We start from the raw sequence: 14,063 nt of genomic DNA, 5'->3' as shown, positions 1-14,063 counted from the left end.
CTTCACTGATAATCCACAGACATAACATAAACAACACCTCTCAATCTTGTACGGAGTTCACAATGAACAATGTTCTGGGATTTCTTGAAGCAAAACTGATGCCGCTGGCGGCGAAAACGGCCCAGCAGCGTCATCTTGGGGCCATTCGTGGGGCCTACGTTTCATTCATGCCGTTTATCATCGTCGGCTCCATCCTGCTGGTGATCTCCTCCTTCCCGAATCAGGCCTATCAGCAGTTTATGTCTCAGGCCTTTGGTGAGAGCTGGAGTGCGATTATAGAGATCCCGTTTAACGCGGTGTTCTCAACCATGTCGCTGTTTATCAGCTTCCTGGTGGCCTACCGCCTGGCTGAGCATTATGGCGAGGACCGCATCTCCTGCGGCATCCTGGCGCTGGTCGCGTTTCTGATCCTGACGCCCTTTATCAAAGTGGCGGAAAACGGCGGCATTACCGTGATGCCGGTGGAGTGGATTGGCAGCAAAGGGCTGTTCGTGGCGATGATCGGTTCCCTGCTGTGGACGGAACTGTTCTGCTGGCTGAAGCGCAAAAAGCTGGTCATCAAAATGCCGGACGGCGTGCCTCCTGCGGTGCAGGAGTCGTTCGCGGCCCTGATCCCGGCCCTGCTGGTGATGATTCTGGTGCTGCTTATCCGCATCATCTTTGAAAACACCCACTACCACACCATCCACCAGTTTATTTATGAAGTGGTTGCCACCCCGGTGCGCCACTACGGCACCTCTTATTTCGGGGCGCTGATGACCGTATTCAGCATCACCATTCTGTGGTCAGTGGGCATTAACTCAGGTTCGATGATCAACGGGATTATTCGTCCGCTGTGGATGGAGAACCAGACCGACAACATCGCCGCGATTCAGGCGGGAACGACGCCGCCGCACATCATCACCGAACAGTTTTTTGACATGATCTGGATGGGCGGCGCGGGCGCCACGCTGTCGCTGGTGATTGCGATGCTGATTTTCGCCCGCAGCAAAAACATGCGCGAAGTGGCGCGCCTCGGTGCGGGTGCCTCGGTGTTTAACATCAACGAACCGATCCTGTTTGGCCTGCCGGTGATCATGAACCCGATCATGCTCATCCCGTTCAATCTGGTGCCGCTGGTGCTGGTCACCGTGCAGTATTTGGCGATGAAAATTGGTGCGGTCGCCGTCACCACCGGGGTGTTTATCCCCTGGACGCTGCCGCCGGTCATCAGCGGCTTTATTGTTACCGGGCACCTGAGCGGCAGCGTGATGCAGCTGATCAACCTGCTGATTGGTGCCATGCTCTACCTGCCTTTCATGCGTATCCTGGATAAACAGTACCGCGCGGCGGAAATAGCCAGCGTTACGCAAACCGACACCACCCTTGCAAAACAGGAGTAAAGCATGTGGGGAATTATCGCAACCTGGCGAATGGCGCTTGAAGGGGTAACGGAATCCGCGTCTGCCCTGGCTGCGGGCAAACCTGTCGCTGCGGCGGTAGTGGATGCCGTCGCCGCCGTCGAGGACTTTCCGTTTTATAAATCCGTCGGCTACGGCGGGCTGCCCACCGAAAACGGCGAGGTAGAGCTGGACGCGGCCTATATGGACGGCGACACGCTGGCGTTCGGCGCCGTGGGGAATCTGGTGGATATCGCCAACCCAGTGCGCGTGGCGCACGCGCTCAGCCGCCAGCGCTATAACAGCCTGCTGGTCGGCCAGGGCGCGCGCGAATGGGCGCTGAGTCAGGGCTTTGCCGATAAAACCATGCTCACGGATCGCGCCATGCAACACTACCGTAAGCGCTGCCGCGAAACGCTGGATAAGGGGTTAAGCCCCTACGACGGACATGACACCGTCGGCATCATCGGCCTCGATAAACAGGGCTCGATGAGCGTCGCCACTTCCACCAGCGGCCTGTTTATGAAAAAACGCGGTCGCCTCGGTGACTCACCCATCATCGGCTCCGGCTTTTACTGCGACAGCGAAACCGGCGCGGCCACCGCCACGGGCGTCGGTGAAGATCTGATGAAGGGCTGTACCAGCTACGAAATCGTTCGCCGGATGGCGCAAGGCATGACGCCGCAGCAGGCGGCGGATTCGGTCGTGTTCGAACTGGAAGAGAAACTGATGTCGCGCTTCGGTCGCGCGGGCGATCTCTCCGTGGTGTGCATGAACAGCAAAGGAGAATTTGGCGCCGCGACCAACATCAAAACCTTCTCGTTCGTGGTGGCGACGGCTCGCCAGCCCCTCACCGTTTTCCGTACTGAACGCCTGCGGGAGAAAACGCACTATCACGCGGTAGATGAGGAGTGGATGCAGGCCTATGCCGCGCGGATCCGCGCACCGATTGAGGAGTTATGATGATCACGTACCAGTTTATCAACGCACTATCAGACGCGAAGCCGCAGAGCCATTTGATTGCGCGCGCTGACAGTTCCCTGTTACCGGATAGCGCTCTTATCGCTGAAATGCGCCAGCAGAGCACCGTCGCGGACGCGCGCTTTGGCTGCGCGCCGTTTGCCCGCATCACTCTGTTGCCGGATGCGCTCTGGCATGACGCCCTGACCGAAGGGTTGATCACGGCCCTGCGACCGCTGCTTACCGCCCCCGCCAGCGCCGAACTCGTGCTGGACGTGACGGATATCGACGATGTGGTGCTGGCGCAGGTACTGCGTTTTCTCTTTAATCAGGCGCACAGGCTCAGTGACCTGAAGCTGAAGAAGACGGACGAAGCGCTGCGCCTTACCTGCATCACTGCCCTCTGCCTGCCGGAACAGCAGGCGAAGCTGGAGACGACCTTCCGCCAGCAGCAGGCCATTGCGCTCGGCATGGTTGCGGCACGACGTCTGGCGGATATGCCATCCGACCGCTGTACGCCGCAGTTTGTGGTGGAAGAGGCGCAAAAACTGTGTGCCGCCAGCCCTGCTCTGCGCTGCGAGGTGTTGGATGAAAAGCAAATTGTTGAGCAGGGGATGGGGCTACTGCACGCCGTTGGCAAAGGGGCGACCTGCCCGCCTCGCCTGCTGGCTATTCACTATAACGGCGTGTCTGATGGCCCGGTGCGCTGCTTCGTGGGAAAAGGCATTACCTTTGACACCGGCGGCCTGTGGCTGAAGGAAGGCGCGGGCATGTACACCATGAAATATGACATGTGCGGCGCGGCTAACGTGCTCGGGCTGATGCTGACCGTTGCGGAGCTGAAATTACCCGTGCGCATCATGGGCGTGCTGGCGCTGGCGGAAAACGCCATCGGCCCCGACGCCATGCAGCCCGGCACGGTGGCAACAGCCTGCAACGGCATTACGGTGGAAATCAACAACACCGATGCCGAGGGCCGGCTGGTGCTGGCAGACGCTATCGCCTGGGCGAGTCAGCGCCATCCGCAGGCGCATTATATTATTGATATGGCGACCTTAACCGGAGCGGTGGTGAAAGCGCTGGGGTATGAGCTGAGCGGGCTGATGACCCAGGATGAGCCGTTGCGTCAGGCACTGACGCTCGCGGGCAAACGGAGCGGCGACGAGGTGTGGTCCCTGCCGCTGGATGCGAGGCTGAGAAAGCAAACCGACAGCGCGATTGCCGATCTGTGCAACACGCCGACCAACAATGCGGCGATCAGCGCCTCGGCGGCGTGGCTGCTGCACCATTTCTGCCCGCCGACTATTCCGTGGGCGCATCTGGATATCAGCGGGACGGCGCTGTGGCGAGAAAACGGACGGAGCGTGGCGTCGGGAAGACCGATTCCGCTGCTGGTGGAGCACTTGTTGGGGGATCTTTAGCCGGGTGGCGGCTGCGCCTTACCCGGCCTGCAAGGTATGACGGGTTTTCGTAGGCCTGGTAAGCGCAGCGCCACCGGGCAAAAAACTCAAAGCTTAAGAATATCTTTCACAAACGGAATGGTCAGCTTGCGCTGGGCGGTGATGGAGGCGCGATCGAGCTGATCGAGCGTATCAAAGAGCGTGCGCATCTCCCGATCCAGACGCTTGAGCAGGAAGCGCCCTACGTCTTCCGGCAGTTCAAATCCGCGCAGTCTGGCGCGCAACTGAAGTGCCTGGAGTTTGTCTTCATCCGACAGCGGTTGCAGCTTGTAGATTTGCCCCCAGTCCAGACGAGACGCCAGATCCGGCAGCCCCAGATTGAGCTGGCGCGGCGGACGATCGCCGGTGATCAGCAGCCGGGTTTTGCCCGACTCCAGAATGCGGTTGTAGAGGTTAAAGATCGCCATTTCCCACGGTTCGTCCCCCGCCACGCATTCGATATTATCAATGCAGACCAGGGAGAGATGTTCCATGCCCTCCAGCACCTCAGGCACAAACCAGGTGCGTTTATCCAGCGGCACATAGCCTACCGCGTCACCGCGCGCAGAAAGCTCCGCACAGGCGGCATGAAGCAGGTGGCTGCGTCCCGCGCCTTCGCGTGACCAGATATAGATGTATCCGCTGTGTTCCTGGCGCAGCACGTTTTGCAGTGCAGCCAGTAAAGAGGGGTTATCACCCGGCCAGAAACTCGCGAAAGTTTCATCGTCAGGGAGATAAAGTGGCAGAGAGAGCTGTGCCGGTCCGTTCAGAAATACCTCAACCAGAGATCTTACATAAAATCGGAATGGAGTTTAACACGGAACCTGCAAGGAGAGAACCGGGCGATCCTTCGCCCGGCATGACGATCAATGTGGCGCTTTTTCGCTTTCGTCCGCGTCCAGCACTACCTCTTCCGGGCGGATCACCGAGATCAGCTTGAAAATCAGGCTCAGGCCGACGCCGACGATGGTCGCCAGCGCCATCCCCTTCAGCTCTGCCGCGCCGATGTGCACCTTCGCGCCGCTCACGCCGATAATCAGGATAACGGAGGTCAGGATCAGGTTCTGCGCCTTGCTGTAATCCACTTTGGATTCAATCAGCACGCGAATACCGGAGGCACCGATCACCCCGTACAGCAGCAGAGAAACGCCACCCATCACCGGCACCGGGATAATCTGGATCGCTGCCGCCAGTTTACCAACGCAGGAGAGCAGAATGGCGATGATCGCCGCGCCGCCGATAACCCAGGTGCTGTAGACGCGGGTGATCGCCATTACGCCGATATTCTCACCGTAAGTCGTGTTTGGCGTGGAGCCGAAGAAACCAGAGATGATGGTGGAGAAACCGTTGGCAAACATGGAGCGATGCAGGCCCGGGTCGCGGATCAGGTCGCGCTTCACGATGTTCGCCGTCACCACCAGGTGGCCGACGTGCTCAGCAATCACCACCAGCGCAGCAGGAAGAATGGTGAAAATGGCGAACCATTCAAAGCGCGGGGTGTAGAAGGTTGGCAGCGCGAACCAGTGCGCCTCGGCAATCGGGGTGGTATCCACAACGCCCATCACGAAGGAGAGCGCGTAACCCGCCAGCACGCCGATCAGGATCGGGATAATCGCCATAAAGCCGCGGAAGAGGACGGAACCGAATACCGTCACGCCCAGCGTCACCAGCGAAATAATAATGGTTTTAGAATCCGGTGACTGACCGTCCGCAGGCAGCAGCCCAGCCATGTTCGCCGCCACGCCCGCCAGCTCCAGGCCGATGACGGCAACGATGGCCCCCATTGCCGCAGGCGGGAACATCACGTCCAGCCAGCCGGTACCGGCTTTCTTCACGATGAAGGAGACCAGGCAGAACAGCACGCCGCACATGATGAAGCCGCCCAGCGCGACCTCATAACCCAGCGGCAGCAACAGCAGTACCGGGGAGATAAACGCGAAGCTCGACCCGAGATAGGCCGGGATTTTGCCTTTACAGATGAAGAGGTAAAGCAGCGTACCGATGCCGTTAAACAGCAGCACGGTAGCCGGGTTAATGTGAAACAGGATTGGCACCAGCACGGTTGCGCCAAACATGGCGAACAGGTGCTGCAAACTAAGCGGGATTGTCTGTAAAAGCGGCGGTCTTTCACTCACCCCGATAGCACGGCGCGTCATAGTGTTTTCCTCTGAGTGTCATTGTTGGTTTTTATTCAAAAAAAAGCCGACTATCAAAGTCGGCTTCTTTATCGTTATTCGATTATTTAGTACCAAAAATCTTATCGCCGGCATCGCCGAGCCCCGGGATGATGTACCCGTGCTCGTTCAGTCCCTGGTCGACAGACGCGGTATAGAGTTCAACGTCCGGGTGCGCTTTTTCCAGCGCCGCGATACCTTCCGGCGCCGCAACCAGTACCAGCACTTTGATGCTGCTGCATCCCGCTTTTTTCAGCAGGTCGATGGTGGCGATCATCGAACCGCCGGTCGCGAGCATCGGGTCAACCACCAGCGCCATACGCTCATCAATGTTAGAGACCAGCTTCTGGAAGTACGGGACCGGCTCAAGCGTCTCTTCGTTACGGTAGATACCCACCACGCTGATACGCGCGCTTGGGACGTGCTCCAGCACGCCTTCCATCATGCCCAGACCCGCACGCAGGATTGGCACCACGGTAATTTTTTTACCTTTGATCTGCTCAACCTGTACCGGGCCGTTCCAGCCTTCGATGGTCACTTTTTCCGTTTCCAGATCAGAGGTCGCTTCGTAGGTCAGCAGGCTACCCACTTCAGAAGCCAGTTCGCGAAAACGCTTCGTGCTGATGTCATGCTCACGCATCAGGCCCAACTTGTGTTTAACGAGTGGGTGTTTCACTTCCACAATCTTCATTCTCTTTCTCCTCTGAGGTGGCATCCGCAAAAAAATCGCGGGATTATACCGCTTTTTTCGGATTGCGCCATACCCATCTTGCTTGACATACATCAATCAAAAACAAAAAAGCCGGAGGCGAGGCTCCGGCTTGGGGGCGGGATTCTGCCGGGTGGCGCTAACGCTTACCCGGCCTGGACATCCCGTAGGCCCGGTAAGCGCAGCGCCACCGGGCAATTATAGCTGCTCTCCGTTGCTGGCAATCACCGGCTTATACCAGTCGAACGATTTCTTCTTGCTGCGGTTCAGCGTACCGTTACCTTCGTTATCTTTATCGACAAAGATAAAGCCGTAGCGTTTCTTCATCTCGCCGGTGCCGGCAGAGACCAGGTCGATACAGCCCCACGGCGTGTAGCCCATCAGATCCACGCCGTCTTCCACCACCGCTTTTTTCATCTCGCGGATGTGGGCGGAAAGGTAGTCGATGCGGTACTGGTCGTTCACCGTGCCGTCGCTCTCCTGCACGTCGATCGCGCCAAAACCGTTTTCCACAATAAACAGCGGCAGCTGATAGTGATCCCAGAACCAGTTCAGGGAGTAGCGCAGCCCGACAGGATCGATCTGCCAGCCCCAGTCCGATTTCTGCACGTACGGGTTAGAAACCAGGCTCTTGCTCTCGTCGTAATCCAGCGTCGGATTATCCGCCGTCGCTTTGGTAGCGAAAGACATGTAGTAGCTGAACCCGATGTAATCCACGCAGCCCTGCGTCAGCGCCACTTTATCTTCTTCGGTAATATCCAGCGCGAAGCCGCGACGTTCAAAGTAGTTGAGCAGATGCTGCGGATACTTGCCGCGCACGTGAACGTCGGTGAACCAGTAGCGGCGATGCATGGCGTTCATCGCCATCATCATGTCGTCCGGGGCACAGGTCAGCGGATAGATGGGGCACATGGCAATCATGCAGCCGATTTGCAGTGACGGGTTGATCTCGCGCCCCGCCTTCACCGCCAGAGCACTGGCCACCAGCTCATAGTGCGCCGCCTGGAACATCACCGGCTCGCGATCTTCTCCCGGCGCATATTTCAGCCCGGAGTTGGTAAACGGCGCAAAGTCTTCGTGGAAGTTGGCCTGGTTGTTGATCTCGTTAAAGGTCATCCAGTACTTCACTTTATGCTGGTAGCGCTCAAAAACGACCTTCGCGAAGCGGACAAAGAAGTCGATCAGCTTACGGTTGCGCCAGCCGCCGTATTCCGTCACCAGGTGGAAAGGCATCTCGAAGTGGGAAAGCGTGATCACCGGCTCGATGCCGTGCTTCAGGCACTCGTCGAACAGATCGTCATAGAATTGGAGTCCCGCTTCGTTCGGCTCCAGCTCGTCGCCTTTCGGGAAGATACGCGTCCAGGCGATGGAGGTGCGAAAGCATTTGAACCCCATTTCGGCAAAGAGTTTGATGTCTTCTTTATAGCGGTGATAGAAGTCGATGGCTTCGTGGTTTGGGTAATTTTTCCCCTCCATCACGCCGTTGGTGATTTCACGCGGTACCCCATGGGCACCTGCCGTCATGACATCGGCAACGCTCACGCCCTTGCCGCCCTCTTTCCAGCCGCCTTCAAGCTGGTGCGCCGCAACGGCCCCACCCCACAGAAAACCTGCTTTAAATCCTGACATTCGCTATCCCTCATTCTGCGTTATTTTCTGCAAAAACAGTTACAGAAACCGGTTTCAGTTTGATGATGTGCAAAGGGGATTGCCGTTGCAAGCAGATCGCCGAAACCGGTTTCATTTTCGTGAACAGAGTCAAGTTTGTTGCCCTGTACAGGCCGCACAGAAAAAAAGATCCCCACGCCGAGAATAGGCTCGCAAACGTTTGCCTGGACTGTTAGAATTGCGCCGATTTTTCTTACTAGCTATGCAATCGCGTGGGGATTTAAGCCGTGACCAACAAAACTTCTCTCAGCTACAAAGATGCCGGTGTTGATATTGACGCAGGTAATGCGCTGGTTGACCGAATCAAAGGTGTGGTGAAAAAAACCCGCCGCCCGGAAGTGATGGGTGGCCTGGGTGGATTCGGCGCACTGTGCGCGCTGCCGCAAAAATATCGTGAACCTGTGCTGGTCTCGGGTACGGATGGTGTCGGTACAAAACTGCGCCTGGCGATGGATCTTAAGCGTCACGATACGATTGGTATCGATCTGGTGGCGATGTGCGTCAACGACCTGGTGGTACAGGGCGCTGAGCCGCTGTTCTTCCTGGATTACTACGCGACCGGCAAGCTGGACGTGGATACCGCAGCCAGCGTCATTAACGGTATCGCCGAAGGCTGCCTGCAATCCGGCTGTGCGCTGGTCGGCGGTGAAACCGCAGAAATGCCTGGCATGTATCACGGTGAAGATTATGACGTCGCAGGCTTCTGCGTCGGCGTGGTAGAAAAATCAGAAATTATCGACGGCAGCAAAGTGGCTGACGGCGATGTGCTGGTTGCGCTGGCCTCCAGCGGTCCGCACTCCAACGGCTACTCTCTGGTGCGTAAGATCCTCGAAGTGAGCGGTTGCGACCCGCTGACCACCGAGCTGGACGGCAAACCGCTGGCCGATCACCTGCTGGCCCCGACCCGCATCTACGTGAAAAACGTGCTGGAGCTGATTGAGAACGTTGACGTGCACGCCATCGCTCACCTTACCGGCGGCGGCTTCTGGGAAAACATTCCGCGCGTGCTGCCGGATAATACCCAGGCGGTGATCGACGCCTCCTCATGGCAGTGGCCGTCCGTCTTCAACTGGCTGCAAACCGCAGGCAACGTGAGCGAGCATGAAATGTACCGCACCTTTAACTGCGGCGTGGGCATGGTTATCGCCCTGCCCGCCAGCGAAGCGGATAAAGCGATTAAGCTGCTGACAGAAAAAGGTGAAAACGCGTGGAAAATCGGTACGATTAAAGCTTCCGATTCCGAACAGCGTGTGGTCATTGAATGAAAAACATCGTGGTGCTCATTTCCGGCAACGGAAGCAATTTGCAGGCAATCATAGACGCCTGCAAACAGAAGAAAATCAATGGCACCATTCGGGCAGTATTCAGCAACAAGGCCGATGCATTCGGCCTTGAGCGCGCGCGGGAAGCGAACATTCCTGCGCACGCGCTGGAAGCCAGCCAGTTCGCCGGGCGTGAAGCCTTTGACCGTGAGCTGGTGCAGGAGATTGACGCCTACGCGCCTGACGTGGTGGTGCTGGCAGGCTACATGCGCATCCTGAGCCCGGCTTTTGTTGCACACTACGCCGGACGACTGCTCAATATCCACCCTTCCCTGCTACCAAAATACCCCGGTCTGCACACCCATCGTCAGGTGCTGGAGAACGGCGATGAGGAGCATGGTACCTCCGTGCATTTCGTTACCGACGAGCTGGACGGCGGTCCGGTCATTTTGCAGGCAAAAGTACCGGTCTTTGACGGTGACAACGAAGACGACGTGACCGAACGTGTACAGGCTCAGGAACACGCCATTTATCCGCTGGTGGTAAGCTGGTTTGTTGACGGCCGTCTTGAGATGCGCGACGGCGCAGCCTGGCTGGACGGAGTGAAGTTGCCCCCGCAGGGTTATGCTGCCGAAGAGTAGTCTGTTTGAATTGCCCGGCGGCGCTTCGCTTGCACGGGCCTACGGTCCCGTAGGTCGTGGTAAGCGCAGCGCCACCCGACATCCCCTCCCCCAACCCTCTAAATTCCCCAATAAAAAAATAACTGTCATACTTTTCTGGCACTGTTGGACATATCGTGGAAATGCTCGCCATAATAAGGACGAGACGGATTTACCACGTCCTGTGATTGAACTGGAGTGTGAGCTGTAATGGGTCAGGAAAAGTTATACATCGAGAAAGAGCTAAGCTGGTTAGCATTCAACGAACGTGTACTTCAGGAAGCGGCCGATAAAACCAACCCGCTGATTGAACGTATGCGTTTTTTAGGCATCTATTCCAACAATCTGGATGAGTTCTACAAGGTTCGCTTCGCCGAACTGAAACGCCGAATCATCATCAGCGAAGAACAGGGCTTAAACTCCCACTCGCGACATCTGCTTGGAAAAATCCAGTCTCGCGTCATGAAAGCCGATCAGGAATTTGATGGCCTCTATAACGAGCTGCTGCTGGAAATGGCACGCAACCAAATCTTCCTGATCAACGAGCGCCAGCTCTCCGCGAATCAGCAAAACTGGCTGCGCCACTATTTTAAACATTATCTGCGCCAGCATATCACCCCGATTCTGATCAACCGTGAAACCGATCTGGTGCAGTTCCTGAAAGATGACTACACCTATCTGGCGGTAGAAATCATTCGTGGTGAGACCATTAACTACGCGCTGCTGGAAATACCGTCTGATAAAGTCCCACGCTTTGTAAACCTGCCGCCGGAAACCCCGCGCCGACGTAAGCCGATGATCCTGCTGGATAACATCCTGCGCTACTGCCTGGACGATATCTTCAAAGGCTTCTTCGATTACGACGCGCTCAACGCCTACTCGATGAAGATGACCCGTGACGCCGAGTACGATCTGGTGCATGAGATGGAGGCCAGCCTGATGGAGCTGATGTCTTCCAGCCTCAAGCAGCGCCTGACGGCGGAGCCAGTGCGGTTTGTCTATCAGCGTGATATGCCGGACGCAATGGTGGAGATGCTGCGCGATAAGCTGACCATCTCCCGCTACGACTCCATTATTCCCGGCGGGCGTTACCACAACTTTAAAGATTTCATTGGCTTCCCGAACGTCGGCAAAGCCAATCTGGTGAACAAACCGCTGCCGCGCCTGCGCCATATCTGGTTCGATAAGTTCCGCAACGGGTTCGACGCCATCCGCGAACGGGATGTACTGCTCTACTATCCGTATCATACCTTTGAGCACGTGCTGGAATTGCTGCGTCAGGCCTCATTCGATCCGAACGTGCTGGCGATTAAAATCAATATTTATCGCGTGGCGAAAGATTCCCGCATCATCGATGCGATGATCCACGCGGCGCACAACGGCAAGAAAGTGACCGTGGTAGTTGAGCTCCAGGCTCGCTTCGACGAAGAGGCCAACATCCACTGGGCACGCCGACTGACGGAAGCGGGCGTGCACGTCATCTTCTCCGCGCCGGGGCTGAAAATTCACGCCAAGTTGTTCCTGATCTCCCGTAAAGAGGGTGACGAGGTGGTGCGCTACGCCCATATTGGTACCGGGAACTTTAACGAGAAAACCGCGAGAATCTACACCGACTATTCGCTGCTGACTGCCGATGCCCGCATCACCAACGAAGTGCGTCGGGTGTTCAACTTCATTGAGAACCCGTACCGCCCGGTGAGCTTCGATTATCTGCTGGTGTCACCGCAGAACTCACGGCGCCTGCTGTACGATATGATCGACAAAGAGATTGCCAATGCGCAGAACGGCTTGTCGTCCGGCATTACGCTGAAGCTCAACAATCTGGTGGATAAAGGGCTGGTGGACCGCCTGTACGCGGCCTCCAGTTCTGGCGTTCCGGTAAATCTGCTCATTCGCGGCATGTGCTCGCTCATTCCGGAACTGGAAGGCATTAGCGATAACATCCGCGTGATCAGCATTGTGGATCGCTATCTTGAACACGATCGCGTCTATATTTTCGATAACGCCGGTGATAAGCGCGTATACCTCTCGTCCGCCGACTGGATGACGCGTAACATTGATTACCGTATTGAAGTGGCGGCACCGCTGCTGGATCCTCGCCTGAAGCAGCGTATCCTGGACATTATCGAGATCCTGTTCAGCGATACGGTGAAAGCACGTTATATCGACAAAGAACTCAGTAATCGCTATGTACCGCGCGGCAATCGCCGTAAAGTGCGCTCGCAGCTGGCGATTTACGATTACATTAAATCACTTGAGCAACCCGATTAACCTATGCCAATAAACGATAATACCCCACGCCCGCAGGAGTTCGCTGCGGTCGATCTTGGCTCAAACAGTTTCCATATGGTCATCGCCCGCGAGGTGGATGGCGCGATGCAGATCATCGGTCGTTTGAAGCAGCGTGTGCATCTGGCCGATGGTCTCGACGCGCGTAACATGCTGAGCGAAGAGGCTATGGAGCGCGGGCTGAACTGCCTGTCGCTGTTCGCAGAACGTCTGCAAGGCTTTTCACCGTCCAGCGTCTGCATCGTTGGAACGCATACGCTACGCCAGGCGCTGAACGCGCCGGAATTTCTTAAGCGCGCGGAAAAGGTTATCCCCTACCCGATTGAGATCATCTCGGGTAACGAAGAAGCGCGCCTGATTTTTATGGGCGTGGAGCATACGCAGCCGGAAAAAGGCCGCAAGCTGGTGATTGATATCGGCGGTGGCTCCACGGAACTGGTGATTGGCGAAGACTTCGAGCCGCGTCTGGTGGAAAGCCGCCGTATGGGCTGCGTCAGCTTCGCGCAGATGTATTTCCCGGGCGGCGTCATCACCCGCGAAAACTTCCAGCGCGCGCGCATGGCCGCCGTACAAAAACTGGAAAATCTGGCCTGGCAATACCGTATTCAGGGCTGGAACGTGGCGCTGGGCGCATCAGGGTCGATTAAAGCGGCCCATGAAGTGCTGCTGGCGATGGGTGAAAAAGACGGGTTTATTACGCCTGAGCGCCTGGTGAAACTCACCGAAGAGGTGCTTAAGCATAAGAGCTTCGACGCCCTGAGTTTGCCGGGTCTGTCCGACGAACGTAAAGCCGTGTTCGTACCGGGGCTGGCGATCCTCTGCGGCGTGTTTGACGCGCTGGCGATCAAAGAGCTGCGCCTCTCTGACGGCGCCCTGCGTGAAGGCGTGCTGTATGAGATGGAAGGACGTTTCCGTCATCAGGATATTCGCAGCCGTACCGCGCAGAGCCTGGCCAACCAGTACAACATCGACCGTGAACAGGCGAAGCGCGTTCTCGAAACCACGGTGCAGATGTACGAGCAGTGGGAGGAGCAAAATCCTAAGCTGGCGCATCCGCAGCTGGCCGCACTGTTAAAATGGGCCGCCATGCTGCACGAGGTGGGGCTGAACATTAACCACAGCGGAATGCATCGCCATTCAGCCTATATTCTGCAAAACAGCGATCTGCCTGGCTTCAACCAGGAGCAGCAAACCATGATGGCGACGCTGGTCCGCTATCACCGCAAGGCCATCAAGCTCGACGATCTGCCGCGCTTTACGTTGTTTAAGAAAAAGCAGTTCCTGCCGCTCATTCAGCTGTTGCGCCTGGGCGTATTGCTCAATAATCAGCGACAGGCGACCACCACGCCGCCGACGCTGAAGCTAAAAACGGATGACTATCACTGGACGCTGAGCTTCCCGCACGACTGGTTCAGCCAGAACGCGCTGGTACTGCTGGATCTGGAAAAAGAGCAGCAGTACTGGGAAGCGGTCACCGGCTGGCTGTTGAAGATTGAAGAAGAGAGTTCTGAGGCGGCAGCGTAA

Annotated in this window: 11 protein-coding genes; 7 read left to right on the top strand and 4 right to left on the bottom strand. The window is 56.9% G+C overall.

The features are described 5' to 3' along the window. The first annotated feature begins 62 nt into the window (after positions 1-62). Genes celB through ACOTX1_RS00430 form a run of 3 tightly spaced genes read left to right on the top strand, consistent with a single transcriptional unit; the run spans position 63 to position 3,760 of the window. The gene (gene celB / locus ACOTX1_RS00440; RefSeq protein ID WP_003860552.1) at positions 63-1,382 is read left to right on the top strand and encodes a PTS cellobiose transporter subunit IIC; all 1,320 of its coding nucleotides are present in this window, start codon (positions 63-65) and stop codon (positions 1,380-1,382) included. Positions 1,383-1,385: 3 nt separating this feature from the next. Next, positions 1,386-2,342 (top strand): N(4)-(beta-N-acetylglucosaminyl)-L-asparaginase, encoded by a 957-nt coding sequence (locus ACOTX1_RS00435; RefSeq protein ID WP_023314634.1) that lies wholly within the window; start codon positions 1,386-1,388, stop codon positions 2,340-2,342. Beyond that, positions 2,342-3,760 (top strand): leucyl aminopeptidase family protein, encoded by a 1,419-nt coding sequence (locus ACOTX1_RS00430; protein WP_126497691.1) that lies wholly within the window; start codon positions 2,342-2,344, stop codon positions 3,758-3,760. The genes ACOTX1_RS00435 and ACOTX1_RS00430 overlap by 1 nt, the downstream gene beginning before the upstream one ends. Before the next feature lie 86 nt (positions 3,761-3,846). Here the strand turns inward: ACOTX1_RS00430 and ACOTX1_RS00425 are convergent, their stop codons facing one another. From ACOTX1_RS00425 to ACOTX1_RS00410, 4 genes are all read right to left on the bottom strand, one after another. Beyond that, positions 3,847-4,548 (bottom strand): DnaA inactivator Hda, encoded by a 702-nt coding sequence (locus ACOTX1_RS00425; protein ID WP_211482948.1) that lies wholly within the window; start codon positions 4,546-4,548, stop codon positions 3,847-3,849. 96 nt (positions 4,549-4,644) lie between these two features. Then, entirely contained in the window at positions 4,645-5,934 is a 1,290-nt protein-coding gene (gene uraA, locus ACOTX1_RS00420; RefSeq protein WP_017692944.1) for a uracil permease, read from the bottom strand. Positions 5,935-6,016: 82 nt separating this feature from the next. Then, the gene (gene upp / locus ACOTX1_RS00415) at positions 6,017-6,643 is read right to left on the bottom strand and encodes a uracil phosphoribosyltransferase (protein WP_003860560.1); all 627 of its coding nucleotides are present in this window, start codon (positions 6,641-6,643) and stop codon (positions 6,017-6,019) included. A gap of 216 nt (positions 6,644-6,859) precedes the next feature. After that, on the bottom strand, positions 6,860-8,290 hold the full coding sequence (locus tag ACOTX1_RS00410) for a 6-phospho-beta-glucosidase (RefSeq protein WP_126497655.1): 1,431 nt from the start codon (positions 8,288-8,290) through the stop codon (positions 6,860-6,862). A 266-nt stretch (positions 8,291-8,556) separates the two neighbouring features. Here ACOTX1_RS00410 and purM point away from each other — a divergent pair, with 266 nt between their 5' ends. The 4 genes from purM (at position 8,557) to ppx (ending at position 14,063) form a co-directional block, all read left to right on the top strand. Continuing rightward, positions 8,557-9,594: a phosphoribosylformylglycinamidine cyclo-ligase gene (gene purM, locus ACOTX1_RS00405; protein ID WP_003860563.1), complete on the top strand. Its 1,038-nt coding sequence runs from the start codon at positions 8,557-8,559 to the stop codon at positions 9,592-9,594. Then, the gene (purN, locus tag ACOTX1_RS00400; protein ID WP_003860566.1) at positions 9,591-10,232 is read left to right on the top strand and encodes a phosphoribosylglycinamide formyltransferase; all 642 of its coding nucleotides are present in this window, start codon (positions 9,591-9,593) and stop codon (positions 10,230-10,232) included. The genes purM and purN overlap by 4 nt, the downstream gene beginning before the upstream one ends. A 228-nt stretch (positions 10,233-10,460) precedes the next feature. Continuing rightward, the gene (gene ppk1, locus ACOTX1_RS00395; protein ID WP_003860568.1) at positions 10,461-12,521 is read left to right on the top strand and encodes a polyphosphate kinase 1; all 2,061 of its coding nucleotides are present in this window, start codon (positions 10,461-10,463) and stop codon (positions 12,519-12,521) included. 3 nt (positions 12,522-12,524) lie between these two features. Beyond that, the gene (ppx, locus tag ACOTX1_RS00390; RefSeq protein WP_003860570.1) at positions 12,525-14,063 is read left to right on the top strand and encodes an exopolyphosphatase; all 1,539 of its coding nucleotides are present in this window, start codon (positions 12,525-12,527) and stop codon (positions 14,061-14,063) included.

It is taken from the genome of Enterobacter cloacae complex sp. IR5401, from assembly GCF_049238425.1.
Taxonomy (GTDB): Bacteria; Pseudomonadota; Gammaproteobacteria; order Enterobacterales; family Enterobacteriaceae; genus Enterobacter; species Enterobacter hormaechei_C.
Note: the sequence above shows the minus strand (reverse complement) of the source record. Positions and strands in the feature narration are given on the sequence as shown.

Coding starts and splice junctions, on each gene's coding strand:
- uraA (WP_017692944.1), bottom strand. CDS start 5,934: ATGACGCGCCGTGCTATCGGGGTGAGTGAAAGACCGCCGCTTTTACAG.
- upp (WP_003860560.1), bottom strand. CDS start 6,643: ATGAAGATTGTGGAAGTGAAACACCCACTCGTTAAACACAAGTTGGGC.
- ACOTX1_RS00435 (WP_023314634.1), top strand. CDS start 1,386: ATGTGGGGAATTATCGCAACCTGGCGAATGGCGCTTGAAGGGGTAACG.
- purN (WP_003860566.1), top strand. CDS start 9,591: ATGAAAAACATCGTGGTGCTCATTTCCGGCAACGGAAGCAATTTGCAG.
- ACOTX1_RS00410 (WP_126497655.1), bottom strand. CDS start 8,290: ATGTCAGGATTTAAAGCAGGTTTTCTGTGGGGTGGGGCCGTTGCGGCG.
- ppk1 (WP_003860568.1), top strand. CDS start 10,461: ATGGGTCAGGAAAAGTTATACATCGAGAAAGAGCTAAGCTGGTTAGCA.
- celB (WP_003860552.1), top strand. CDS start 63: ATGAACAATGTTCTGGGATTTCTTGAAGCAAAACTGATGCCGCTGGCG.
- ACOTX1_RS00430 (WP_126497691.1), top strand. CDS start 2,342: ATGATCACGTACCAGTTTATCAACGCACTATCAGACGCGAAGCCGCAG.
- ppx (WP_003860570.1), top strand. CDS start 12,525: ATGCCAATAAACGATAATACCCCACGCCCGCAGGAGTTCGCTGCGGTC.